This is a genomic window from Bacillota bacterium, from assembly GCA_013178305.1.
Lineage (GTDB): Bacteria > Bacillota > Sulfobacillia > JABLXB01 > JABLXB01 > JABLXB01.
Genome location: JABLXB010000003.1, coordinates 127,644 through 152,093 on the forward strand (window position 1 = coordinate 127,644; position 24,450 = coordinate 152,093).

23 protein-coding genes and 1 riboswitch are annotated in these 24,450 nt (G+C 60.0%); of the genes, 22 read left to right on the forward strand and 1 reads right to left on the reverse strand.

The genetic code is table 11. The features are described from left to right. Positions 1–85 precede the first annotated feature (85 nt). The 12 genes from HPY55_08335 (at position 86) to HPY55_08390 (ending at position 8,755) form a co-directional block, all read left to right on the forward strand. Positions 86–1,375, forward strand: coding sequence for a replication-associated recombination protein A (locus HPY55_08335; protein ID NPV70634.1), 1,290 nt, complete (start codon positions 86–88; stop codon positions 1,373–1,375). A 134-nt stretch (positions 1,376–1,509) separates the two neighbouring features. Next, positions 1,510–1,938 (forward strand): Rrf2 family transcriptional regulator, encoded by a 429-nt coding sequence (locus HPY55_08340; protein NPV70635.1) that lies wholly within the window; start codon positions 1,510–1,512, stop codon positions 1,936–1,938. Positions 1,939–1,942: 4 nt separating this feature from the next. Next, positions 1,943–3,115, forward strand: a complete 1,173-nt coding sequence (gene nifS, locus HPY55_08345; protein ID NPV70636.1) for a cysteine desulfurase NifS — start codon at positions 1,943–1,945, stop codon at positions 3,113–3,115. 65 nt (positions 3,116–3,180) lie between these two features. Then, positions 3,181–3,738: a Fe-S cluster assembly scaffold protein NifU gene (gene nifU / locus HPY55_08350; GenBank protein NPV70637.1), complete on the forward strand. Its 558-nt coding sequence runs from the start codon at positions 3,181–3,183 to the stop codon at positions 3,736–3,738. 74 nt (positions 3,739–3,812) lie between these two features. Beyond that, on the forward strand, positions 3,813–4,946 hold the full coding sequence (gene mnmA, locus HPY55_08355; GenBank protein ID NPV70638.1) for a tRNA 2-thiouridine(34) synthase MnmA: 1,134 nt from the start codon (positions 3,813–3,815) through the stop codon (positions 4,944–4,946). A 28-nt stretch (positions 4,947–4,974) separates the two neighbouring features. After that, positions 4,975–5,238, forward strand: a complete 264-nt coding sequence (locus HPY55_08360) for an AbrB/MazE/SpoVT family DNA-binding domain-containing protein (protein ID NPV70639.1) — start codon at positions 4,975–4,977, stop codon at positions 5,236–5,238. Beyond that, positions 5,217–5,654, forward strand: a complete 438-nt coding sequence (locus HPY55_08365) for a putative toxin-antitoxin system toxin component, PIN family (GenBank protein NPV70640.1) — start codon at positions 5,217–5,219, stop codon at positions 5,652–5,654. The genes HPY55_08360 and HPY55_08365 overlap by 22 nt, the downstream gene beginning before the upstream one ends. Before the next feature lie 110 nt (positions 5,655–5,764). Further along, positions 5,765–5,968, forward strand: a complete 204-nt coding sequence (locus HPY55_08370) for a hypothetical protein (GenBank protein NPV70641.1) — start codon at positions 5,765–5,767, stop codon at positions 5,966–5,968. Positions 5,969–6,045: 77 nt separating this feature from the next. Continuing rightward, entirely contained in the window at positions 6,046–6,237 is a 192-nt protein-coding gene (locus HPY55_08375) for a hypothetical protein (GenBank protein ID NPV70642.1), read from the forward strand. 36 nt (positions 6,238–6,273) lie between these two features. Further along, positions 6,274–7,308 (forward strand): AI-2E family transporter, encoded by a 1,035-nt coding sequence (locus HPY55_08380; protein ID NPV70643.1) that lies wholly within the window; start codon positions 6,274–6,276, stop codon positions 7,306–7,308. A gap of 243 nt (positions 7,309–7,551) precedes the next feature. Further along, positions 7,552–8,133 (forward strand): Uma2 family endonuclease, encoded by a 582-nt coding sequence (locus HPY55_08385; GenBank protein NPV70644.1) that lies wholly within the window; start codon positions 7,552–7,554, stop codon positions 8,131–8,133. Between the two features lie 40 nt (positions 8,134–8,173). Next, complete coding sequence (locus HPY55_08390; protein NPV70645.1) at positions 8,174–8,755, forward strand: Uma2 family endonuclease; 582 nt, start codon at positions 8,174–8,176, stop codon at positions 8,753–8,755. 64 nt (positions 8,756–8,819) lie between these two features. On the opposite strand, the gene thiC is transcribed toward HPY55_08390, so the two are convergent. Further along, positions 8,820–10,190 (reverse strand): phosphomethylpyrimidine synthase ThiC, encoded by a 1,371-nt coding sequence (gene thiC, locus HPY55_08395; GenBank protein NPV70646.1) that lies wholly within the window; start codon positions 10,188–10,190, stop codon positions 8,820–8,822. Between the two features lie 166 nt (positions 10,191–10,356). Then, a riboswitch (TPP riboswitch) is annotated at positions 10,357–10,459 on the reverse strand. Between the two features lie 174 nt (positions 10,460–10,633). Between thiC and HPY55_08400 the strand changes: the two genes are divergently transcribed. From HPY55_08400 to HPY55_08445, 10 genes are all read left to right on the forward strand, one after another. Next, positions 10,634–12,517: a methyl-accepting chemotaxis protein gene (locus tag HPY55_08400; GenBank protein NPV70647.1), complete on the forward strand. Its 1,884-nt coding sequence runs from the start codon at positions 10,634–10,636 to the stop codon at positions 12,515–12,517. Between the two features lie 282 nt (positions 12,518–12,799). After that, positions 12,800–14,353, forward strand: coding sequence for a PAS domain-containing methyl-accepting chemotaxis protein (locus tag HPY55_08405; protein ID NPV70648.1), 1,554 nt, complete (start codon positions 12,800–12,802; stop codon positions 14,351–14,353). Between the two features lie 136 nt (positions 14,354–14,489). Further along, complete coding sequence (locus HPY55_08410; protein ID NPV70649.1) at positions 14,490–16,301, forward strand: proline--tRNA ligase; 1,812 nt, start codon at positions 14,490–14,492, stop codon at positions 16,299–16,301. A 101-nt stretch (positions 16,302–16,402) separates the two neighbouring features. Continuing rightward, entirely contained in the window at positions 16,403–17,179 is a 777-nt protein-coding gene (locus tag HPY55_08415) for an ABC transporter permease (GenBank protein NPV70650.1), read from the forward strand. Positions 17,180–17,244: 65 nt separating this feature from the next. Further along, the gene (locus HPY55_08420; protein NPV70651.1) at positions 17,245–17,466 is read left to right on the forward strand and encodes a hypothetical protein; all 222 of its coding nucleotides are present in this window, start codon (positions 17,245–17,247) and stop codon (positions 17,464–17,466) included. Positions 17,467–17,480: 14 nt separating this feature from the next. After that, entirely contained in the window at positions 17,481–18,851 is a 1,371-nt protein-coding gene (locus HPY55_08425; GenBank protein NPV70652.1) for an SAM-dependent methyltransferase, read from the forward strand. 18 nt (positions 18,852–18,869) lie between these two features. After that, positions 18,870–21,425 (forward strand): sulfatase-like hydrolase/transferase, encoded by a 2,556-nt coding sequence (locus HPY55_08430; GenBank protein ID NPV70653.1) that lies wholly within the window; start codon positions 18,870–18,872, stop codon positions 21,423–21,425. Positions 21,426–21,650: 225 nt separating this feature from the next. Further along, positions 21,651–22,412 (forward strand): ABC transporter ATP-binding protein, encoded by a 762-nt coding sequence (locus tag HPY55_08435; protein NPV70654.1) that lies wholly within the window; start codon positions 21,651–21,653, stop codon positions 22,410–22,412. A gap of 46 nt (positions 22,413–22,458) precedes the next feature. Further along, on the forward strand, positions 22,459–23,475 hold the full coding sequence (gene gmd, locus HPY55_08440) for a GDP-mannose 4,6-dehydratase (GenBank protein NPV70655.1): 1,017 nt from the start codon (positions 22,459–22,461) through the stop codon (positions 23,473–23,475). After that, the gene (locus HPY55_08445; GenBank protein ID NPV70656.1) at positions 23,463–24,437 is read left to right on the forward strand and encodes an NAD-dependent epimerase/dehydratase family protein; all 975 of its coding nucleotides are present in this window, start codon (positions 23,463–23,465) and stop codon (positions 24,435–24,437) included. The genes gmd and HPY55_08445 overlap by 13 nt, the downstream gene beginning before the upstream one ends. The last annotated feature ends 13 nt before the right edge of the window (positions 24,438–24,450 follow it).

Below are 24,450 nucleotides of genomic sequence, written 5' to 3' on the forward strand. Positions count from 1 at the left end.
AGGGCGCGGCCCGGGCCGCGGAGCGGGGCCTGGCGGCGCGGCGCGGGACGGGGCCGTTCACGGCGATGCCCCCCTTGCCGCGCGGATGAGGCCCTCGTCCCTCGACGAGTTCCTCGGCCAGGAGCACATCGTCGGCCCCGGCCGCCTCCTGAGACAGGCGATCGAGGACGACCGTGTCCCGTCGATGATTTTCTGGGGGCCCGCCGGCACCGGAAAGACGACGCTGGCCGCGATAATCGCGCGGATGACCAGGGCGCATTTTACGCAGCTCAGCGCCGTGACCTCGGGAGTGGCGGATCTCAAGAAGGCAGTCGAGGAGGCGCGGGGACGTCGCGACTACGGGCAGAAGACCATCCTGTTTGTGGACGAGATCCACCGGTTCAACAAATCACAGCAGGACGCGCTGCTGCCGGCTGTGGAGGACGGGACGATCACGCTGATCGGAGCCACTACGGAGAACCCTTACTTCGAGCTGAACTCTGCCCTGGTTTCCCGCACTCGCATATTCCGGCTGAATCCTCTCGCGGACGAGCAGGTGGCTTCGCTCATCCGGCGCGCGCTGGACGACCCCGGCAGGGGCCTGGGGCGGTTTCGCGCCACTCTGGACGAGGACGCGCTGGCGCACATCGTGAGCATTTCCAACGGAGACGCGCGCTCGGCGCTCAACGCGGTCGAGGCCGCGGTGCTGGCGACGAAGCCCGAGCCGGATGGGTCCGTCCGCGTCACGCTTCCTGTTGCGGTAGACGCAGTGCAGAAGCGAGCCGTAGTGTACGACCGCGCGGGGGACCAGCACTACGACACGGCCTCCGCATTCATCAAGAGCCTCAGGGGCTCCGACCCCGACGCGGCGCTGTACTGGCTCGCGAGGATGATATACGCCGGTGAGTCCCCGACGTTCATCGCGCGGAGGCTCCTCATCTCGGCCGCCGAGGACGTGGGCAACGCCGACCCGCAGGCGCTGGTCGTGGCGTCGGCTGCAGCGTACGCGGCCGATTTCGTGGGCTTCCCCGAGGCGCGCATTCCGCTCGCACAGGCGGCAGTGTACATTGCCATGGCGCCAAAGTCAAACGCGTCATACAACGGTGTCAACGCTGCCATGCGCGACGTCGAGGAGCGGGCGAGTTCGGGCGTGCCCATTCACCTCAGGGACGCGAGCTACGCGGGCGCCGCGAAGCTCGGTCACGGCAAGGGATACAAGTACCCACACGATTATCCCGGCGGCCACGTGCCGCAGCTTTACCTCCCGCGCGAACTCGCAGGCCGGAGATATTACCTCCCGACCGAGAACGGGTTCGAGCGCACTATCAAACAAAGACTCTCGAAGATCAAGCCGTCGCCGCGCCCCAGGGATCACAGCCCCCGGGGTCCTTCTTGACACTCGCCGAGCCTCGTGCTAAATTGTAGCCGGAAACCCGACTAGTTTAGTCGGAATTGTGGCCGGCATCCGGTTTGCCGGCGGCGTGCCCCGTGCATAGTAAGCCAGGGGATGCATTGGTCGGAGGTGGGCGGTTGAAGCTGTCAACGAGGGGCAAGTACGGCGTCAGGGCGATGTACCAGCTGGCTCTCGATGGCCCGGACCGGCCTGTCTCGCTGAAGTCGATCGCCGGGGCGCAGGGCCTGTCAGTGAGTTACCTCGAACAGCTTATCGCACCGCTTCGAAAGGCGGGACTCGTCAAGAGCGTGCGCGGGGCGCACGGTGGGTACCTGCTTGGCCGGCCGCCCGAGGAGATAACCGTCGAGGAGATCATCACGGTGCTCGATGGCCCCATCGCCCCATCGGAATGCGTTCTTCCCAACGGCCCGCCGGGTGGTCCCGGCGTGGAGCACTGCGGTTGCCCGGAGGGGTGCGTCGCCAGGGGCATCTGGGAGCAGTTGAGGGACAACGTCACCGGCCTGCTGCGCTCCATAACTTTAAAGGACCTGATGATGAGGAGATGAGACCGTGCGCAGGATTTATCTTGACCACGCCGCTACAACACCCGTGAGGCCCGAGGTCGTGGAGGTAATGAGCAAGTACATGATCGAAACCTACGGGAACCCGTCGAGTATTCACTGGTTCGGTCGAGAGGCCCGCAAGGGCGTCGACGAGGCGCGGGAGCACTGCGCCGCGCTCATCGGGGCTACGCCGGAGGAGATCGTGTTCACCGGCGGCGGCACCGAGGCCGACAACCTGGCGATCAAGGGAGCCGCCGAGTCCTACCAGGAGAAGGGGAATCACATCATAACCTCGGCGATCGAGCACCACGCCGTGCTGCACACCTGCGAGTACCTCGAGAAAAAGGGCTGCCGCGTCACGTACCTTCCCGTGGATGCGGACGGGCTTGTCGACCCCGGCGACGTGAAGAAGGCGATCACGCCCGAGACTATCCTGATAACGATCATGATGGCGAACAACGAAGTCGGCTCGGTTCAGCCCATCAAGGAAATCGGGGCAATCGCCAGGGAGCGGGGCGTGCTGCTACATACCGACGCGGTCCAATCGATGGGCCAGGTACCTGTGGACGTAAACGAGATGAACATCGACCTCCTCAGCGCGTCGGGGCACAAGATGTACGGCCCGAAAGGGATCGGCCTGCTGTACATCCGCAAGGGTGTCAAGGTGACTCCGGTCCTGCACGGCGGGGTGCACGAACGCAAGCGCAGGGCGGGGACGGAGAACGTGCCGGGGATCGTCGGGTTCGGCAAGTCCGCCGAGCTGTCCATGAAGGAGCTTCCCGAACGCGTCAAACACCTGGCCGCGATGCGCGACAGGCTGATCGACGGCGTCATGCAACGCATCGAGGACGTCAAACTGAACGGCCACAGGTCGCAAAGGCTGCCGAACAACGCGAACTTCAGCATCAAGTACGTCGAGGGGGAATCGATGCTCCTCAACCTCGACCTGCAGGGTATCGCCGCATCCAGCGGGTCGGCGTGCACGTCCGGGTCGCTCGAGCCGTCGCACGTTCTCCTGGCGATGGGCATCCCGCACGAGATCGCGCACGGCTCGCTCAGGATGACCGTCGGCCGCGGCACCACGGCCGGGGACGTCGACTACGTGCTGGAGGTATTGCCCCCTATAGTGAAGAAACTGAGGGAGATGTCTCCGCTCTACGCGGGCCGCGCGCGGGCGTAACCGGTGCATCCGGCCGCCGTCCTGCGAAAGCCGCAGAGCGGATTGTGGAGAAGGGGGATTCGGGGATGTACACGGACAAAGTCATGGACCATTTCACCAACCCCAGGAACGTCGGAGAGATCGCGGATCCCGACGGCTCGGGCACGGTCGGCAACCCCGTGTGCGGGGACATAATGAAGATAACCATCAAGGTCGACGGTGACAGGATCTCGGAAATCAAGTTCAAGACGTTCGGCTGCGGCGCCGCCATCGCCACCAGCTCGATGGTGACGGAGATGGTGAAGGGCAAGACACTCGCCGATGCGCTGGAGATATCGAACAAGGCGGTCGCGGAGGCGCTGGGCGGCCTGCCGCCGCAGAAGATGCACTGCTCGAACCTTGCCGCCGACGCGCTGCACAAGGCCATAGGCGACTACCTGTCCAGGAACGGCAACAGGAAGCAGGTCGGGCCGCTGCCGTGTTGCGGCCCGGCGCCCTGCCGCGAGCCCAGCGCCGGCGCCGGAGATGCCGGCGCGAAGGCGGGGGCGCACGATGCGCCTTCCTGCAGGAGTTGTGTGGAGGTTTCCGTCGGGCCGGTCGAGCGCGACCACGCCCACCAGGGCCATGATGGCGACGAGGGCTGAGGCCTTCCGACGGGTACTGCGCCGGGAGTGAGGCCAGGGTGAATTGTGCTCCGCGCGTGAGAGTGGTGGCGGCCATGAGCGGCGGCGTGGACAGCTCGGTGGCCGCCGCGCTTCTGAGAGAGCAGGGCTACGACGTCGTCGGCGTCACGATGCAGATCTGGCCGGATGTAGCCGAGGACGAGGCCTATTCGCACGGGGGCTGCTGCTCGGTGACCGCCGCGCACGACGCGCGCCGCGTGGCGGCCGTACTGGGCATTCCCCACTACGTCCTCAATTTCAAAGAGGTCTTCGCCGGCAGGGTCATATCGAATTTTTGCGCCGAATACGAGTCCGGTCGCACGCCAAACCCCTGCCTCATATGCAACAGGGACATCAAGTTCGGCGAGCTGCTCGGGAAGGCCCGCGAGCTCGGCGCATCGTTCGTGGCCACGGGCCATTACGCGCGGGTAGTCACTGACCCCTCGACGGGAAGGCGGCTGCTCCTGAAGGGGGTCGACCGCGGGAAGGACCAGAGCTACGCGCTCTACATGCTCAGTCAGGAACAGCTGGCGGCCGCCATGTTCCCCTTGGGCGGGATGAGGAAGACCGAGGTGAGACGGCTCGCCGCGAGGCTGGGCCTGCCGACTGCAGACAAGCCAGAGAGCCAGGAGATATGCTTCGTGACTTCGGGCGACTACCGTGAATTCCTCGAGAGCCGGCACCCCCGCGTGGCCACGCCGGGCCCCATAGTCGACCGCTCAGGCAACGTGCTGGGCACGCACAGGGGGCTGGCTTTCTACACCGTCGGGCAGAGAAGGGGCCTCGGGATCGCGAAGGAGATCCCGCTCTACGTCATAGACATCGACCCAGCTCGCAACGCTCTCGTCGTCGGGACCGCCGGCGAGGCCATGTCGTCCGAGTTCGCTGTTTACCAGGCCAATTTCATACCATTCGATTCCCTCACAGGGCCGCTTGACGTACGCTGCAAGATCCGCTACAGGGCTGCGGAGGCGCCTGCCACAATCGAACCCATCGACTCCGTAGCCTGGTCATCCTCGCCGGGTGGGCGGCTGACGCAGAACCGGCGGGCGCGGGTCAGGCTGCACGAGCCGCAGCGGGCAATCACCCCCGGCCAGTCGGCCGTGTTCTACGATGGCGAAGTGGTCGTCGGCGGCGGCATAATCGAGCGCGCCATGTTGCCCGACGTTCACGTCTTGCGTATAATGTAAGGCAGATCGGAAAGTAAGGTGAGAGAATGTGAACGAGCAGTACGCAGTCAAGATTTCGGACAAAGGCCAGGTTACGCTTCCCAAGAAGCTGCGGGAACGTCTGGGCCTGAAGAGGGGAGACTATCTGCTGTTGTCCCCCCAGGGTCAGGGGCTGCGGGTGGAAAAGGCCCTGGTTTCCCCTGTCGCCATGTTCCGCGAGATAGCCGAGGAAACAGAGATGCACTTTCGGGATGAAGGCATACGCCCGGCAGACGTTGAGGAGGCTGTCAATTGGGCGCGGCGGCAAAAATAGTGCTGGACACTAACGTCCTGGTATCAGCTCTTGGTTGGGCGGGGCCCGAGCGGCGGGTCTATGAGATGTGCCTTCAAGGCGAGATTGACCTGTGCATCTGTCGGCACACGGTTGAGGATCTTTTGCGGGTACTCGACTATCCCAAGTTCAAATTCCATGAGCATCACAAGGTGGCATTCGTGCAGGGACTGCTCCGCGTAGCCAATCTCGTCTCACCCGGTCCCTTGCCTGATGTGATCCGCGATGACCCTGACGATAACCGCGTCCTTGCGTGTGCTTCGAATGCCCGGGCTGAGTTCCTGATCACTGGCGACAGGCACTTGCTCCAGCTTGGGTCGTACGGCGATACGATAATCTGCACAGCCTCTACGTTTCTGGCGTCACACGGTCAATCCCGTCGGGTACCTCCCCGGTGAGCAACTGCTGCAGTCCGCCTGCAAAGTAACAACCCACGCACCACCGCGTCCGCGCATAGCGATTGGCTCCGGCTGGAATAATATCAGCAAAGCCAGGATTTGGGGAAGGGATGGCTTTGCTAGTATGCCCTAACTGCGGGGCCAGGGGTGTCGGAAAAGTCGGCGCCGGCCAGTTCTACTGCTGGGAGTGTTGTGTCGAATTCAGGCCCGGCAGGAAAGGCTGGCAGGTGTACCAGGTTCAGGACGATGGCTCGCTTCTGGCGATCGAACCCCGCGGGCTGCCGGCCGATGGGCGGCTGACTCTCGAGGCGTAGCCCCAAAGGAGCCGGCGCCGCGGGCGTGCGGCGCGGCGGCAGGGCCACCCCAAGAAGGGAGCGGTCAAGCCAGCACGATGCGCAGGAAGTTCTGGAGAAACATACTGGCGGGCGGGGTCATAGGAGCGGTTGTGGGTGTGCTGCTCAGTCCGCAGTTCCGGCCGGCGACCAGGCAAAGGCTCGCCAGCGCCGGGAACGCGGTGGTGGGTGGCGCCAGGCGACTGTGGCGCAGGGCACGAAGCGTGTCCAGGCGCATGATGGAGAAGTAGCACCGCGGCCAGGGCGGAGCCCTGGCCCCCTAATTAATGAATAGAACCAGGGCGAAGACAATAGGGCGCGCCGTCCTCGCTGCCGGCGTGCTCGCGTTTCTGTTTACCGTGCGCGGGATGCTGCCGCCATTCCTCGTCGCCGTGGTGGCGGCATACCTTCTCGACCCGCCCGTGACCTACCTCGAGCGCAGGTGGCGTGTGCCCCGAGTCTGGTCCATCCTCGGGATATACGCCGTATTGCTGGGATTGCTCGCCGCCTCGCTCTTTTTCCTCGTCCCCGTGTTCGTGCAGGAGCTCGGCCGCCTGGCCGAGTCGATCCCCGACTACATTGCGATGCTGCGCGGCATGATCGACGCGGTTCAGTGGGGGTACAGGGGGGCGCGCCTGCCGGACACGCTGAAGGCGGCGCTGGACGAGACCATCGCCCGCGCCGAGGCGGGACTCCTCCAGGCGGTCAGGCGGGTGCTGGAAGCCGTCATATCGGGGTTTCCGGGTCTCATCAGCATGCTGATCTCCCCCGTGCTGGCATTCTACATGTTGAGGGATGCGCGCCGGATCAAGTGGGGGACCCTCGTGGCAGCGGTGTCCGACCCCGCGATGCCGAGTTCCGACTGGGTCAAACTTGCCGGCGAGGTGAGCTCGGTCGTCGCCGGCTTCGTGCGCGGCCAGCTGCTGGTCGCGCTTTTCGTGTTCATCACGGTGAGCGTCATCCTGGACATGATGGGGGTCAGATTCGCCCTGGTCCTGGGGATTATCGCCGGGCTCGGGGAGTTCATCCCGTACTTCGGGCCTTTCCTCGCGGCCATACCCGCGGTCGTAGTGGCGCTCGGCCGCTCGCCCGTCCTCGCGGTGCAGGTGGCAGTCATCTTTGCCGTGATCCAGCAGGTCGACGCCACGATAATCGCTCCGAAGATAATCGGCGAGCACGTCGGGCTTCACCCGCTCGCCGTGATATTTGCCGTCCTTTCGGGCGGTTACCTGCTCGGGGTATGGGGGATGTTCCTCGCCATCCCTGTCGCTGGAATACTGAAGGCGCTGCTCAGTTTCGTCTACAGGAAGTACTTGAAGTAGCGACAAGATCCTTCCGCACCATATCGAGGACATCGGCCGGTGTGGCCGCCTCGCTCTTAGCTCCGGCGTCATTGCCGTACGCCATTGAGTTACCTCCCTTCAGTCGTTTGAGCCAATTGTACCATAAGCCGCCAGCGACGGGAAAACCGGGCGGGGTCTCTGGTATAATAAGTATAAGCGACTGGGGACAGGCGGCGCGACCTCTGGGACAGCCGTGGATTCAGTAAAGGGGAGGTCTGCACCATGAACGAGCCGGGTGTGGCAAAGGAAACCGCGGTCAAGTATGTCGCCAACATTCGTCTCACCTACGAGGATTATTGCCGGATGCCGTCGGGTCACAGGTACGAGCTCGTCGAGGGGGACATAAGGATGGTACCTTCTCCCACCACATTTCATCAAGAGGTGTCCGGCAGCATAGAGGAAACCCTGCGGGAGTGGGTCAAGGAACACGGCCTGGGTAAAGTCTACCATGCCCCTATTGACGTCGTCCTCAGCCAGTACGACGTCGTTCAACCCGACATTCTCTTTGTTTCCCGAGAACGGCTTGGCATCGTAAAGAAGGAGAACATACAGGGCGCCCCTGACCTTATGATGGAAATCCTTTCACCGAGCACTGCGGAATGGGATCGGGTCACCAAGCGCAAGCTCTACTCGAAGTACGGCGTCCGCGAGTTCTGGCTGGTAGACCCGGATGCACGGACGATCGAGGTGGCCGTCCACACCGGCAGCGACCTTGCAACGGCCCAGGTATACCCGTCGGGAACAACCTCGCGCAGCCAGATTCTCAGCGGTTTCTCCCTTGACGTTGACGCGATATTCAGTTGAGCCTGGCCTGAATGGCTCCGCAAGAAAAGGGGTGTATGAGATGAGCGGGTCCGGCAGAGGAAAGGAAACCGCGGTCAGGTATACCAGTGACATACGCCTCACCTACGATGACTATTGCCGGATGCCTTCTGGTCACAGGTACGAACTCGTCGAGGGGGACATAAGGATGGTACCTTCTCCCACCACATTCCACCAGAGGGTGTCCAGGAACATACAATACAGGCTCCTGCGATGGGTTGAGGAACGCGGCCTCGGCGAAGTCTATGATGCTCCCCTGGACGTTGTGCTGAGCCAGCACAACGTCGTTCAGCCGGACATACTGTTCGTTGCCCGCGAAAGGCTTGGTATTATTACGGAAGACAACATCCAGGGCGCCCCCGACCTCGTCATTGAAATCCTCTCGAAGAGCACTGAAGAGTGGGACCGCGTAACGAAACGCGCTGTGTACTCCAAGTATGGGGTGCGCGAGCTCTGGTTCGTGGACCCCTGGTCAAGAACCATAGAGGTCGCGTGCCACACCGGCAACGAGCTTGCCACGGTCCAGGTGTATAAGCGGGACACAACCGTGCGAAGCCGGCTTCTCGATGGCTTTCACCTCGATGTTGACGAGATCTTCAAATAAGGCGCTGCCTGCCTCGCCCGAATGCAAAGTCATAAAGTCATTTCGGGGCACCCATTCATTACGGTCAGCACTGGCCCCGGATACCCTGACCGCGGTTACCTTGGGCCCGCGCGCTTCCGCCCAGTGATTCCGCCACGATCTTCATCGCGCAGTAGTCGCCGCACATCGTACATTCGGCCACTCCCGAGGGGTTCATCTCGGCGCGCCGCCTCCTGGTAAGGCCGGGGTCGAGGCACAGGCCGAACTGCGTTTCCCAGTCGAGCGCTTTCCTCGCGCGGGCCATGAGGAGGTCACGCTCCCAGGCGAGCCGCCGTGCGGGCGCACCGTCTCTCTTCGTGCCTGACCCCCGTTCCCTGACGATGTCCGCCGCGTGGCCGGCGATGCGCGCGGCCATCACGCCCTCGTAGACGTCGGCCTCGCCGGGCAGCCCGAGGTGCTCCGCGGGTGTCACGTAACAGAGGAAGTCCGCGCCGGCCATCCCAGCAACCGCCCCGCCTATTGCGGCCGCGATGTGGTCGTATCCCATTGCCACGTCCGTAACCAGCGGTCCCAGCACGTAGAAGGGGGCCTCGTGGCACAGGCGCTTCTGGAGAGCGACGTTCATCTCGACCTGGTCGAGCGGCATGTGGCCCGGACCTTCCACCATGACCTGAACCCCCACCTCGCGAGCCCGGTCGACCAACTCGCCAAGGACGATCAGCTCCTGGACCTGCGATCTGTCAGTGGCGTCTGCCAGGCACCCGGGTCTGAACCCGTCTCCAAGGCTGAGGGTGACATCGTGTTGCGCGGCGATCTCCAGGAGCCTGTCGAATTGCTCGAACAGCGGGTTCTCGCGGTCGTGGTGGAGCATCCAGGCTATTGTGAACGCTCCGCCGCGACTCACGACGTCGCATTCCCGGCCCTCGGCCTTCATCCGTTGAAGGGTGTCTCTGGTGACTCCGCAGTGGACGGTCATGAAATCGACGCCCTGGCACGCCTGCTCTTCAATCACTTCGAACACGTCATCGACAGTCATCTCCACCACAGCTCCGCGCAGGCGCCTGGCCTTCACGGCGGCCTCATAGATCGGGACCGTCCCGACGGGGAGGCTGCCACCCAGTACAATTTGCCGTGTCGTGCGGATTGACTCAATGCTACCCGTGCTGAGGTCCATTACCGCGTCGGCGCCTGCCCGTATGGCGGCTCCGAGCTTTCGCTCTTCCGCTTCCGGGTCCGGATTTGCGGACGACGTGCCGATGTTGGCGTTAACCTTGATCCTGCACCCACGACCGATTCCAACCGGCGCAACACCGCTGTGATGGGCGTTCACCGGGATTACCATTGCCCCGCTTGCGGTGGAGTCTCTCACGTCGCCGGGCTCTATGCCCTCGGTCCGGGCCACAGCGGCCATTGCGGGGGTGATCTCTCCGCGCCTGGCGGCCTGCATCTGTGTCATTCCAGTAACCTCCTTGCGTGGCTCCCAGTGATGTGGGTAACCGGGGTTACCGGCCGGCGGGGGAAACAACAGCCGCCGGAGCTCGACGCGACCGGCGGCGATAGCTCAAGACCTCTCGCTGATTAATCGCTTCCGCGGACCGCGACCTGCCCGCGCGCGATTCGACGGTACTTGCCCGCCACTTTCCTTCGCTGGCATTACCCAGATCAGGTTCGAGGGGTCAGACTCGCGTGCCTATCTCAGCCTTGCCGGCTCCCCCAGTGACTGCCTACATCATAACACGGCTGACGGGATCTGGTAAGCCTCAGCCTCAGCCGCGACGATTGGACGCGCCCGGGCGGCGGCGCAGGGGCGGGGCAATGAACGCCTTTACGCTTTTCCCCGATAAATATGGAAGGGGCTGGGTCCGCGGGCCCCGTGAGCAGCCGAATGGGGGAGTAGAGATGTTCAGATTCAACGACTGGCGACTGAAGTCCAAGCTGTACGCCGCCCTGGCGGTGCCGATGATCGTGAGCCTTGCGATCGTCTGGCAGGCCTACGTCTCACGAAATACTCTCGGGACTGCCATCAAGGAAGTCGGCGACGGCCACCTGACGAGCGTATCCCTCCTGCTGAACGCCGACCGCGATCTCTACCAGTCACTCCAGGGCCTGCAGAACTCCCTGGAGACGCGGGGTGACGAGCGCGAGAAATGGGTGACGGCAGCGACCTCGAACCTGGCGCAGGTCGAGGAACGCTGGGGCAAGTACAAGGCGTTCACGATGTCCGTCGAATCGGAGAAGTGGGGGAAGTTCGAAGCGGAGCTCTCAAAGTTCCGCGATATGCTGATCCCTATAGTTGCGTCAAGTGACGAGCAGGCGGCTGGTTCCGGCGTGAAGGAGGCCTTCAGTAAAGCCGCCGCCCAGTTTGAGACCGCGCGCGAGGCGCTATCGCTCATCTCGGATGACGAGGAGAACGTCGCAGCCACCAGGGTCAGCAGCGCAACCGCGCAGGTCGCGTCCATAAACAAGCAGCAGATTACCTTCAGCATAATCGGGATCCTCGTGAGCCTGGCCGCCGCAACCGTCCTCTACAACAGGATCTCAGGGTCCGTGGGCCGCACGCTCAGAATGGTGAAGGACCTGGCCGGGGGCGAGGGCGACCTGACCAGGCGGCTCAAGGTCGAATCCAGGGACGAACTCGGGCAACTGTCGGCCCATCTCAACGCCTTTCTCGATAGCCTGTTCGAAATAGTGAAGAGCATATCGGATGGCGCCGACACGGTGGCCAAGATCAGCCAGGAACTCAACACTGCCGCCGAGCAGCAGGGCAAGACGAGCAGCCAGGTGGCGACCGCGATCAGCGAGGTGGCGCAGGGTGCGGCCGACCAGAACAGGCTCGCGACTGAATCGTCCCACGCGGTGGAGTCGTTCGCCGGCGTAATCCGCAGCGTGTCGGAGGGTTCGCAGGAGCAGAAGGAAATGGTCGTGTCGACCCGCGCGACTGTCGACCGCATGCTCGCCGCAGTGCAGGACGCCGGGGAGGCCACGAAGAAGGTCGCGGAATTGATGGAATCCGCCGCCGAGGCTGCCGACAACGGCACTCGGGCAGTCGGCCAGACGCTCGAGGGTATGGAGAAGGTCCGCAGCTCGACCCACAATGTGTCATCGAAGATCGGAGAGCTCAGCAAGCGGTCGGAGGAGATCGCCAGCATCGTCGAGGTGATCCGCGGAGTTGCCGAACAGACCAACCTCCTCGCCCTGAACGCCGCGATCGAGGCGGCGCGGGCGGGCGAGCACGGGCGCGGATTCGCGGTTGTAGCCGACGAGGTCAGGAAACTCGCCGAGAACACGGCCAAGTCCGCGAGGCAAATCACCGAGCTCATACAGGGAGTCAACGATGGTATTGAGTCGGCGGTAAGCGGGTCCGACGCCGGCCTGAAAGAGATCGAGAATGCGGTCGATCTGGGGAAGAAGGCCGGCAGCGTGCTCGAGGACATCGCCGCTCAGGTGCACGAGACCAAGGCCGAAGTTGCGCGGCTCGCGGAGATGGCGCCGCAGCTATCGTCCCGCGGGCGTGAGATAGCGGGGACTGTCGACAAGATCTCCACGCGCGCGGATGAGAGCGCCGCCGCCAGCGCCGAGATGTCGGCGCAGAGCGATCAGGTGGTCGCCGCGATTCATGGCATATCGGACTTCAGCCAGAAGGTCGCCGCGACAGCCGAAGAGGTCTCCGCCTCGGCGGAGGAGCAGAGCGCGGGCGCCGAGCAGGTCGCCGCGTCCGCGGACGCGTTGTCGCAGGCGGCGGGCGAGCTAAACAGGCTGGTGGCGAGGTTCAAGCTGGCGTAGGGTCCGGGGTCCAACCGAGGCCTCGCACCCATGATCGCAGGACCGCCGGAGTAGACCCGGCGGTCTTTACTTTGGCGGCCAAAGCCGGGGGCTTCAGCCGCCGCTGACCCCCACGCGGGACCCCAACAGCGGGATCTCAGCGACGGACCCCAATATTCAGAATTATAAGTCCCGGCACCACCCTAACTTTGTGGTTGCTAGCAGGCGATAAGAGAAGTAAAGGTAGCATACATCGGCCTCAAGTCCGGAAAACAAATCATACTCTCTGGGGGGGGGATGGTCGTGCTTATCGGAAGGCACGGTCGGAAGGAGCGTCTCGCGCAGTCCGCCTATCACAGAAGCGTCGTTGAATCGTTACCGGACCCCGCTTTCATTGTGAGTCCTGACCTGACCATCACGTATTTCAACCGCGGGTGCGAGTCGCTGACAGGGTACTCGGCCGGCGAGGTCGTGGGCAAGATGAAATGCCGCCAGGTCCTCAGGGCCGACATCTGCGAGACGGGGTGCGCAATCGAGTCCTGCATGTTGAAGAAACAAGCTATAAGTGGAGCCAGGGTGACCATCACTAACCGGTCCGGCCAGAGAATCCCGGTAAGCGCCAGCGCCTCCGCAATCCTCGACGCGAACGGCGAGGTCATAGGGGGCATGGAGGTCATCAGGGACATCTCCGATCAAGTGAAGGCGGAGACGGACATCCGCGACAAGGAATCGCTTTCGAGCAGTATCGTGGAGGGGCTTTCGGACCCGTTTTTCATGGCCGATGAGAACCTCACGATAACCTACATGAACAAGGCGTGCGCCAGGCTGGTGGGGTGGGAGCCGGAAGCGGTCGTCGGAAAGAAGAAATGCCGCGACGTGTTCAAGAGCGATATCTGCGATTCGGGGTGCGCCTTGAAGCGGTGCATGAGTACGGGCGACACCATAGCGGGGGCCAGGGTAACCATAACCCACCAGAGCGGCCGGAAGATCCCGATTCTCGCCAGCGCCGCCAGGATCAGGAATAGCAAGGGTGAGGTCGTGGGGGGTTTCGAGCTGTGCAGGGACATTTCGTCTCTGGTCGAGTTCGACCAGCAGAAGAAGGAGCTGGAGCGCGTCGCCGCGGAGGTCAGCGCGACGAGCGAGGAGATGGCCGCCAGCTCCGAGGAGATGTCCGCTGCAACCAGCCAGTTCGCGAACCTCATCGCCGAGATCTCGCAGAATGCCCAGAAAGTGGCCGAAGTGGTCGAGCGCAGCGTGAGCCTCGCCCTGGAGGGGACGCGGTCGACATCCGAAGTGGAAGAGGCGTCGAAGAAGATCGAGGCCGCCGTCAGGGATGCCGAGAAAAACATGGTTGAGCTCAGCGGCAAATCCGATCAGATAGGCGCGATTGTTGAGATAATAAGCGGCATCGCGGATCAAACCAACCTCCTGGCGCTGAACGCGGCCATCGAGGCGGCGCGGGCCGGCGAACACGGCCGCGGTTTCGCGGTGGTCGCGGACGAGGTCCGTAAGCTCGCTGCCCAGGCGCAGAATTCCACCAAGGAAATCGGTACGCTGGTCAAAGGGATCAACAGCAACATCGAGAGACTCAACACTTCCGTGGGCGGCGTCAACAGGGAGGTCAGCGGCAGCGCCCAGCTCACCCGCCAGGCCACCCGGGCTCTCGGGACCATGATGGATTCGTTCTCGGAGGCGAAGCAGGGCGCTCAGGAGATGTCGGGGCGGATTCAGGAGGCAGCGGCCAGCGCCGAGGAGCTGAACGCCTCAATTGGCCAGGTCGCGGGAGCGGCCGCGTCCCTGCCGAAGCTCGCGGAGTCCGTCATGACCACCGCAGCGGGGCTGGGGCTGGGGCGGTAAGGTAGGGGGGCGACAAAACGTCATAAAGGTTGACATACCCCCTCCGAGGGATATACTTTCTGATCATGGGCTGGCCTGCCATTGTACGGCCAGGTTGGCCAGGATAAGGAAGGTCCTGCAGGAGGGGGTTTCCATTATGCGGATGTCCCGGCTGTTCGGCCGCACACTGAGAGAGGCACCCGCGGAGGCGCAGATCGAGAGCCACAAGCTGCTCCTGCGCGCGGGTATGATAAGGCCGCTCGCGGCCGGGATTTACACCTATATGCCGCTCGCCTGGCGTACCTACAAGAAGATCGCCGACATCATGAGGGAAGAGATGGACGCGATCGGCGGCCAGGAAATCAACATGCCGGTCGTTCACCCCGCCGAGGTATGGCAGGAGACCGGGCGCTGGTACGACATCGGGCCCGAAATGGTGCGGTTCAAGGACAGGTCGGGCCGCGACATGGTGCTCGCCATGACGCACGAGGAGGTCATCACCGACCTCCTGAGGCGAGAGGTCGACTCCCACAGGCAGCTCCCGTTCATGGCATATCACATGCAGACGAAGTTCCGCGACGAGCCGCGCGCACGCGGCGGGCTCATCCGCGTGCGCGAGTTCGTGATGAAGGACGCATACAGCTTCCACAAGGACCAGGCATGCCTGGACGAGTACTACCCCAAGATGTGCCAGGCCTACTTCAACATCTGCCACCGCTGCGGCGTCGACGTCGTGATGGTGCTGTCGGACGTCGGGATGATGGGCGGCTCGATGGCGCACGAATTCATGCTGGTGACCCCCGTCGGCGAGGATACGCTGGTGCTGTGCGAGAAGTGCGGCTACGCGGCCAACATGGAGGTCGCGGTGGCGAGGAAGGATGCTCCCGCAGGCGCGGGCGGCGCCGCGGGAGTGGCAGGGGCGGCCGGTAGCGCTTCGGGCCCTGCGGACGTCGAGTTGCCGCTCGAAGAGGTCGCGACGCCGGGGCAGAAGGACATCGAATCGGTTGCCCGCTTCCTCGGCGTTAGCCCGTCGCAGACGCTGAAAACGATGGTCTACGTCGCCAAGGGTGAGACGGTCCTGGCGGTCATCCGCGGGGACCTGCAGATCCAGGAGCGGAAGCTAGGCAACGCGCTGAAGGTCGGGGAGATTCGCCTCGCCACAGAGGAGGAGGCGCGGGCTGCGGGCCTCGTGCCGGGGTACACCTCCCCGATCGGATTGAAGGCCGCCGGGAAGGCATTCCGCGTGGTGGCCGACGACTCGGTGCCCGCCGCGAAGAACCTGGTGGCGGGGGCCAATAAGGAAGGATACCACGTCAGGAACGCGAACATCGGGCGCGACTTCTCGGCCGAAATCGTGACCGACATCGCTGCCGCCGTCGACGGCAGCATCTGCTCGAAGTGCGGCGGCGTGATGCACATCACCCGCGGCATCGAGGTCGGCAACACCTTCAAACTCGGCCTCAAGTACAGCAAGTCGATGGGCGCGACATACCTCGACGTAGACGGCCAGGAGAAACCCATCGTCGAGGCGTCGTACGGTATCGGCCTCGGCCGCATGCTCTCGTGCGTCGTCGAGCAGAACCACGACGACAGCGGGATAATCTGGCCGGCCACGGTGGCGCCGTTCCACATACACCTTCTAACCCTCGGTGAGTCGGAGGATGTCAGGGGGACGGGGGAGAAGTTGTACGCCGGGCTCCTTGAGAAGAAATTCGAGGTGCTTTACGACGACCGCGACGCCAGTGCCGGCGTGAAGTTTAACGACGCCGACCTCCTTGGGATGCCGGTGCGGATCACGGTGAGCCAGCGGAGCCTGTCGCGTGGCGGCGTCGAAATGAAGCTCCGCCGCGAGAAGGAGTCGACGCTGGTGCCTCTCGACGAGGTGTTCGACAGGGCGCGCGCGGTCGTCGAGGCGGAGAAGGCTAGGTTTGTGGCGAAGCACCTCGAAGGGCTTGCTGCCCGTCTGTAGGCAAGATCTTATGCGGAGATCGGTACTGCGGGACGCTTCGTTTCGCGGTGACCCATTGGTGAGTTGCTGCGTCGGCTCAGTGTTCGAAGGAGAAATGCTCAGTGTGGGAGCGTGTGAAAGAAGTCTACGCTTACCGCGAAATGCTGCTCAATCTGGTCGCCAAAGAGCTACGGGCTAAGTATAAGGGTTCGGTCCTGGGTTTCTTGTGGACTTTCTTCAACCCACTCCTCATGCTGACCGTCTACAGCATCGTTTTCTCATTCATTATGCGGTCGAATATACAGAATTACGCGGTCTTCCTATTTGTGACGCTCCTCCCCTGGAATTACCTGGCCAATTCGGTTCTTCAGGGATCCGGCAGCCTGGTGCACAACGCCGCGCTCATCAAGAAGGTCTACTTTCCTCGCGAGGTGCTTCCACTTTCTGTAGTGCTGGCCAACCTGGTGAACTATGTATTAAGCCTTCTAATCCTGATCCCTGCGTTGCTCATTTCTGGAGTAAGGCTCACCGCTGCTGTGCTTGCCTTTCCTGTGGTGTTGGGCCTGGAGACACTACTGGCAATTGGCATGGCTTTTCTGGTCGGGGTAGGCAACGTCTACTTTCGGGATCTGCAGCACATCACCGAAGTGTTCGTGACAATGTGGTTCTTCCTCACGCCTGTCCTGTACTCGTCGGAAATGGTGCCTCCCAATCTGCGAGGATTGTTTGCCCTGAACCCTGCAGTTCCTCTGATTGAGGCATACCGGGAGGTCTTTTTCTATGGCAGGTGGCCGAACTGGGAGCGCTTGGGCTACCTAGCGTTAGCGTGCGTGGTGTTCCTCTTCGTGAGCGTACGGGTCTTTGACAGGCTTCAGCGGGCTGTGGCGGAAGAGATATGACGTGGAGTCGGGGATTACGCGAGAGAGTGAACTTCCAGCCTCCAGATAAAGGAGTGACAGCGCTCATGGGAAGCAAATCGGTGGGCATTGTTCTTTGCACAGTCGTCTACCTCCTGGTTCCACACATTGCCTATGCTTACGTCGATCCTGGTGCCGGCAGCTACATAATGCAGGTGCTTTTGGCGAGCCTCATTACTGTTCCGTTCGTAGTTAAGATGTTGTGGAGAAAAGCCTTCGTGAAAAAGGAATGCAAAGAGCAAACTACGGACAAATCAGATGAAGACTAGAAGGTGTGCTTGCCGTGCATGCAAGAGTGGAATCTTCTTTTAGAGACCCGAGTGGGTTTCTCTTTTTTCGTGACAACGTGCTGTACCGTCAAGTAAACCTGGTTTACAGGGATCATTACGATCACCTGATTGAGTCTGGACTATACGAGACCCTTGAAGCCAATGGATTGCTCGTTCCCCATGCTGAAGTCAATCTGCAAGGTAGTGAAAGCGGGCGAGAACGCTACAAGATTATTAGGCCGGAGGTTATTCCGTTCATTTCGTACCCCTATGAATGGTGCTTCAGTCAGCTAAGGGACGCGGCTCTCACTACTTTGCGCATTCAGAGGATTGCACTCAAACATGGAATGATCCTGAAGGACGCCAGCGGGTTTAACATTCAGTTCATTCGGGGCAAGCCTATTCTCATCGACACTCTTTCATTTGAGCTGTATCGTGAGGGCCTACCCTGGGTAGCGTATAGACAGTTTTGCCAGCACTTTCTCGGCCCCTTGGCTCTGATGGCCCGTCGGGACGTTCGGCTTAGCCAGATGCTGCATATTTTTATGGATGGCATTCCGTTGGATTTGACTAGTCGTCTGCTTCCAGCCAAGACATGGGCGAGTTTTCCACTGCTTTCTCATCTTCATATCCATGGACTGATGCAGAAGAGTTCTGAGCATCAGAAGGTAGACACCAAGACAATCAGCCGCAAAGGCCTGCTGGCCATTATTGACAGCCTAGAATCCGCGGTCCACGGCCTGAGGTGGGAACCGTCCGGGACAACCTGGAGTGACTACTACGAGAGAAACCTTGGGTATACAGGAGAGGGACTGGAATTAAAGAAACGATTTGTGGCTCAGTCATTGGAGCACATTGGCCCGAAGTCCGTCTGGGATATTGGCGCAAATACCGGCGTCTTTAGCCGGCTCTCCGCCAGCCGCGGAATACTCACCGTCTCCATGGACAGTGACCCAGCAGCCGTTGAAAGAAACTACTTGACATGTAAAGAGCGGAATGAATCGTACATACTGCCTCTCCTTGTCGACATAAGCAACCCCAGTGCGAACATAGGATGGGACAATAGGGAACGGATATCGCTCTTTGACAGAGGTTCTCCCGACGTAATCTTAGCCCTAGCACTGGCTCATCACCTGGCAATCAGCAATAATGTTCCTTTCGCCAGGATAGCTGAGTGTTTTGCCGGACAATGCAGATTCCTCATAATAGAGTTTGTACCCAAAGATGATCCCAAGGTTCAGGAGTTGTTGAGAAACAGGGAAGATGTCTTCACAGACTATCGGCAGGAGGCATTTGAATACGAATTTGGCAAGTTCTTTAGTACAGTATGCTTTGCCCGGGTCCCGGACTGTAAGAGAATCCTCTATTTGATGCAGAGGAAATAGACTAAAGGAATTGGTTCTATGTCCAAAATCAGGTTCTACAAGCAGTATGGTGAGACTGCTCTTGTTGCATGCACTTGTGTATCTACATTTCTGTTATTCACCCCACTCTATGTATACTGGACTAATGCTGGGGAATGGTCGTTCTCTATTCGCGATGTTCTTGGCCTACTCATTGGTGTTACAGTAACAACTAGTCTGCTAACAACAATTCTATTATCAAGACTCAAAGGCTCCGCTTTTGGAACTGTGAAACTAGTGTTGGTCGGCGCGACATTCTTGTCGTGGCTGGAAGGGAATATTCTCCTAAAGAGTTACGGCGTAGTAGACGGTCGACAGATACAATGGCACGAGTTTGGTGCTCAGAGTTGTATCGATGCTCTTATATGGGCAGTCTTTCTAATTGTTTTGTATCTCGCCCGCAAGCATTTCCTTAGAGTGGCGAAGGAAATCAGTATAGGACTACTCTTGGCTCAGGCTGTCTTGATTATCTCGGCATATGTGAACGCGCCTGCAGAACCTGGCTGGAACGGCAGTGTAGGTGAGGCCACCAAGTTCCAGTTTTCCACTACGAAGAATGTCATAGTACTGGTTCTCGATGCGTTTCAGACAGACATCTTCCAGGAGCTACTAAATGAGAATCCCAATTATCTAGGTATCTTCCAGGGTTTCACTTATTTCCGCAATGCCGTCGGCGGGTTCCCTACCACCTATCCTTCAATTCCCTTGATTCTTACAGGCCAGTATTACGACAATTCACTCCCTATAACTGACTTCCTGGAGAGCGTCTACACCTCCGAGTGCCTTCCCAGGATACTGAAAAGGGAAGGTTATCGGATCGAGTCATACTCGTTTTCCGGGCAGCCTATACGCCACTATGAAGACTATATGAGTCCGGAGCGAATGGGAACAAGCCTAGGGGCGAAAATCGGAGCGCTCGGTGACCTGTGGTCTGCTGCTGCATACCGAAATGCTCCCGGTCTTCTAAAAGCAAGCCTTCATGAGAACTTGAGCCAGAGGCTACTGATGCCCGTAACCAGATCGAACTTGAGTTTTGCCCAGGAAGCCTCCAACGTTGCAGTCACATGTGATAAACCAGTGTTTAAGTTCTTTCATTTGGGGGGAGCACACCCGCCATTCTATCTGAACGAAGAACTGGAAATCAAGGACCTGGGTTACACTCGTGAAGCCTACAAGACTCAATCGCGAGCGATGCTAGAGATCATTCGGAGGTTTCTAGTGGCCTTAGACGCGGCCGGGGCATATGACAACTCTCTCATTTTTGTCGTCGGGGATCACGGCGGGAGTGGTTTTGGCGTGAATCTGGCGGCGAGCGGCTATCCTGGTCCTCATGGCCGAACAGGTATCATTAGTTCTAGCACAATCAGCCCGGGGCTCCCGCTTGTTCTGGCAAAGCCCTTTTCGCGCAGGGGGGCACTGAAAGTATCGGACGCACCTGTATGTCTGTCGGATATACCCAAGACGGTGACATCAGTGCTGGGCCTCGAATCTGAGCTTCCTGGCCGTTCGATGTTCGAAGTAGCGGAAACAGATGTGCGAAAGCGCAGGTTCTTGTGGTACGGATGGGAACACAGTTACTGGCTCAGAAACTATCTTCCCGAGATGCAAGAATATGAGATTGACGGCTTCAGCTGGCTAACCCGATCATGGACACCGACGCACCGAAGGTTTACCCGCAGCGGGATTGAAGTGCTGGAGCCACCTGTATATCAGTATGGTTCGGAGATTCGGTTTGGGGAGGGAGGAAACGCAGAGCACTACCAAGGAGTGGGGTGGAGTCTGCCTGAAGAAGGGTTCACATGGACAGAAGCAGAGACTGCGTCACTTTTGATGCCTGTAGGGCCGTCCAGATCCGACCTTGTATTGAAGGCGACGCTGTTTCCTTTCGTAGCAGGAGGTTTGGACAAACAGAAAGTCGAGATCTACGTTGGCGAGGAGAGACTAGGTGAATGGCTAGTAAGAGACTCCGGTGAGTACCAGATGGTGATACCGAAAGAGTGTGTCAGAGATCCATTAAGGATAGACTTTGCGTTGCCAGGATGTGTCTCTCCAAAGGAGTTGGGTGTAAGCAGCGATTTGCGGACATTGGGAATCGCAATGAGATCTGTGACCGTTCTACAGGTGCCCGAATACGAATATGGTTCGGAGATTCGGTTTGGAGAGGGAGGAAATGCAGAGCATTACCAGGGAATGGGGTGGAGTCTGCCTGAAGAAGGGTTCACGTGGACAGATGGGGAGAGTGCATCACTCTTGATACCGATAGACCCATCCCAATCCGATGTTGTATTGAAGGCGACGTTGTCTCCTTTCATAAAGGGAGATATCGATAAACAGAGAGTTGAGATCTACGTCGGTGAAGATAGACTTGGTGAATGGGTGGTAGCGAAACCCGGGGAGTACGAGATCGTAATACCTGAGGCATTGGTGAGGGACTCTCAGTTGGCGATACACTTTGAACTACCGGATTCCATCTCACCTGCGGTGTTAGGGATCAGCAGTGACGGTCGAGACCTGGGCATCGCCTTCCAGTCTCTGACGATTACGGCGGGGAGATAAGGGGACCGGTAGTACTGATCACGTTTGAGCAAGTGATGGAAAGCGATTGGGTACACCGCGACCCCGGGATTTGCCAAGACTGCTCCCCGTGGCACCAGACGCTGCAGCAGGTCTGAACGCGGAACCGAGGCGGAAGGTGATCCCGGAGGATTCGTCAAATAACGACCTGGTACTGAAGAAGGCAGACCGGTTACACTCAGTCGCATAGAGGTACTACTCGGAGTGGTGGTCTTGACGTCTATTGAAGTCAAAGATGTATGGAAGAGATTCCGGCTCTACCATGATAGGGCCTCCAGCCTTAAAGAACACTTCATATTCTGGGCCAGGCAGACGGCTGAGGACTTTTGGGCGTTGAAGGGTATCAACCTCGCAGTATCCGAGGGAAGCACGGTAGGCCTTATAGGGAGGAACGGTTCGGGGAAGAGCACGTTGCTGAAGATAATCAGCCGCATACTCTATCCGACACGGGGAGAAGTCACGGTGAACGGCCGGGTTTCCACTTTGCTTGAACTCGGGGCCGGTTTCCACCCCGACTTCACTGGCCGGGAGAATGTTTTCTTGAACGCCTCGATCCTAGGTTTGACTCGCAGCCGAACCAGGGAAAGACTGGATGACATCATTGACTTTGCCGAGATGGGCGACTTCATCGATAACCCCGTGCGCAACTACTCGTCTGGCATGTTTACACGCCTCGGGTTTGCTGTAGCCGTGCATGTTGACCCGGACATCCTGCTTGTCGACGAAGTACTGGCTGTGGGCGACCTGGCATTCCAGGAGAAGTGCCTATCCAAGATAAGAGAATTGCAGAAGAAAGGCACTACCATCATGTTTGTCACTCACTCCCCGCAACAGTTGGAAGAACTGTGTGATCAAGCCATATGGCTTGACAGGGGGGAGGTTAGAATGCTGGGGCCAGCCGGAGAGGTGGCCCGTGCTTATAAGCAAAGTGTGGAGCGCGGCCAAGTGTCCATGGCAGTGAGTGGATAGGTATTGGATTTCGTTAACTCAAGCAAGTGTAGCAGCCAACCTACCTATGCTTGGAGCACAGACCGAGACAGGGGGAGAGGCCTTGTTAAAGAGAGCGTTGATCACCGGTATCACCGGCCAGGATGGTGCCTACCTGGCTAAGTTCTTGCTGGACAAAGGATACCGGGTTTATGGAGCGTTTCGCCGTTCCAGCACTATCCATCTGGAGCGTCTCCACTATTTGTGTATCGCTGACAAAGTGGATCTCGTAGCTCTCGATCTTCTCGATCTGGGGAACGTAATTCGCGTGCTGCAAACAGTGCAGCCTGATGAGGTCTACAACCTGGCTGCCCAGAGCTTCGTGGCTGTCTCGTTTGACCAGCCGTTGGTGACGGGAGAAATCACTGGACTGGGGGCGGCCAGGGTACTCGAGGCGATCCGGATCGTAAACCCCGGCATAAGGTTCTACCAGGCCTCTTCCAGTGAGATGTTTGGCAAAGTGCAGACAGCTCCACAGAATGAGAGAACCCCTTTCTACCCGCGCAGTCCCTACGCGACTGCCAAGCTTTACGCTCACTGGATGACAGTGAACTACCGGGAAGCGTACAGCATCTTTGCCTGCTCTGGCATTCTATTTAACCATGAATCACCTCTGCGAGGCCTCGAATTCGTGACCAGAAAGATTACCCATACGGCGGCGCAAATCGCACACGGCCTCGCAAAGGAGCTGCACCTCGGAAACCTCCAGGCCAGACGGGACTGGGGATACGCCCCTGAGTATGTGGAAGCCATGTGGTGTATGCTTCAGCAGCCTGACCCGGATGACTACGTAGTTGCCACTGGTGAGGCTCACAGTGTGGGCGAATTCGCCCGCGAAGCCTTCGCCCTGGTAGGACTGGATTGGCGGGATTATGTGGTGGAGGACCCTGCGTTCTACCGTCCGGCGGAGGTGGAACTCTTGACAGGCGATGCTACTAAAGCGCGGGAAAGGCTGGGCTGGCAGCCACGCACCGGCTTTAAGGAGTTGGTCCGCATTATGGTGGAATCCGACTTGAGAAGGGTAGAAGGACAGTGCGGGCGCTAGTTACTGGCGCGAACGGGTTCGCCGGCCGTTACCTAGTAGGTTTTCTAATGGGGAAAGGGTATGCTGTCTTAGCTGCCTGCCATGGCCAGCAACGTGAGGATGCTCTCGGGGCAGGTGTACTCGTGCGGCAACTAAACGTAACAGACAGGGAGAACCTGCTCCACGTGATAGATGAGTTCTTGCCGGATGAAATCTACCACCTTGCCGGTATTGCTGCGACCACAGGAGAAGACCGGGAGCGCTATTACGAGGTCAACTTCAAGGGCACCTTGAACCTGTTTGAGGCCGTCCGCGAAGCCGCCCCACAGGCACGGGTACTCTATGTCGGCTCCGCAGCTGTGTACGGTGATGTGTCGTTGGAGGCACAACCGATCACTGAGGAGTGTTCGTTTGCCCCGGTCAACCATTACGGTGCCAGCAAGGCCGCTGCTGATCTACTTGCGTTCACCTATGGTGCGGAAGGTCTTTACCTCGTTCGGGTTCGACCCTTCAACCACACCGGCCCCGGCCAGAGCACCGCCTATGTCTGTTCACGGTTAGCCCGAAGCGTGGCAGAGGTAGCCTTGTGCCTTGGAGAGCCCGTCATTACTGCTGGGAATATTGACGCAGCCCGCGACTTCACGGATGTCCGGGATGTGGTCTGTGCTTATTGGTTGCTTCTGCAGCGCGGCTCCCCTGGCGAGGCCTACAACGTCTGCAGTGGCAGGGCGTATACCGTCAGAGAGATTACCGGTTTTCTGGCCCAAGTCGCGGGGGTGGAAGTGGAACTTAAGTCCACTGCCGAGCTCCGCCGCCGAATTGACATTCCTCTGCTCGTGGGTTCAGCGGAGAAGATACGGCGCGCCACCGGGTGGCAGCCGGAAATTCCTATCTGCCAAACTCTGGGGGACCTGTTCGAGTGGTGGCGTGGAAGGCTTTTATCAGATTCTTCATGTAGGAGTCCCGAGTCTAGCCACGCCTGACAGATGGTTTCAG

Coding starts and splice junctions, on each gene's coding strand:
- HPY55_08430 (NPV70653.1), top strand. CDS start 18,870: ATGTCCAAAATCAGGTTCTACAAGCAGTATGGTGAGACTGCTCTTGTT.
- HPY55_08410 (NPV70649.1), top strand. CDS start 14,490: ATGCGGATGTCCCGGCTGTTCGGCCGCACACTGAGAGAGGCACCCGCG.
- HPY55_08390 (NPV70645.1), top strand. CDS start 8,174: ATGAGCGGGTCCGGCAGAGGAAAGGAAACCGCGGTCAGGTATACCAGT.
- HPY55_08400 (NPV70647.1), top strand. CDS start 10,634: ATGTTCAGATTCAACGACTGGCGACTGAAGTCCAAGCTGTACGCCGCC.
- thiC (NPV70646.1), bottom strand. CDS start 10,190: ATGACACAGATGCAGGCCGCCAGGCGCGGAGAGATCACCCCCGCAATG.
- mnmA (NPV70638.1), top strand. CDS start 3,813: ATGAGCGGCGGCGTGGACAGCTCGGTGGCCGCCGCGCTTCTGAGAGAG.
- HPY55_08385 (NPV70644.1), top strand. CDS start 7,552: ATGAACGAGCCGGGTGTGGCAAAGGAAACCGCGGTCAAGTATGTCGCC.
- HPY55_08375 (NPV70642.1), top strand. CDS start 6,046: ATGCGCAGGAAGTTCTGGAGAAACATACTGGCGGGCGGGGTCATAGGA.
- gmd (NPV70655.1), top strand. CDS start 22,459: ATGCTTGGAGCACAGACCGAGACAGGGGGAGAGGCCTTGTTAAAGAGA.
- HPY55_08420 (NPV70651.1), top strand. CDS start 17,245: ATGGGAAGCAAATCGGTGGGCATTGTTCTTTGCACAGTCGTCTACCTC.
- HPY55_08370 (NPV70641.1), top strand. CDS start 5,765: ATGGCTTTGCTAGTATGCCCTAACTGCGGGGCCAGGGGTGTCGGAAAA.
- HPY55_08335 (NPV70634.1), top strand. CDS start 86: ATGAGGCCCTCGTCCCTCGACGAGTTCCTCGGCCAGGAGCACATCGTC.
- nifU (NPV70637.1), top strand. CDS start 3,181: ATGTACACGGACAAAGTCATGGACCATTTCACCAACCCCAGGAACGTC.
- HPY55_08380 (NPV70643.1), top strand. CDS start 6,274: ATGAATAGAACCAGGGCGAAGACAATAGGGCGCGCCGTCCTCGCTGCC.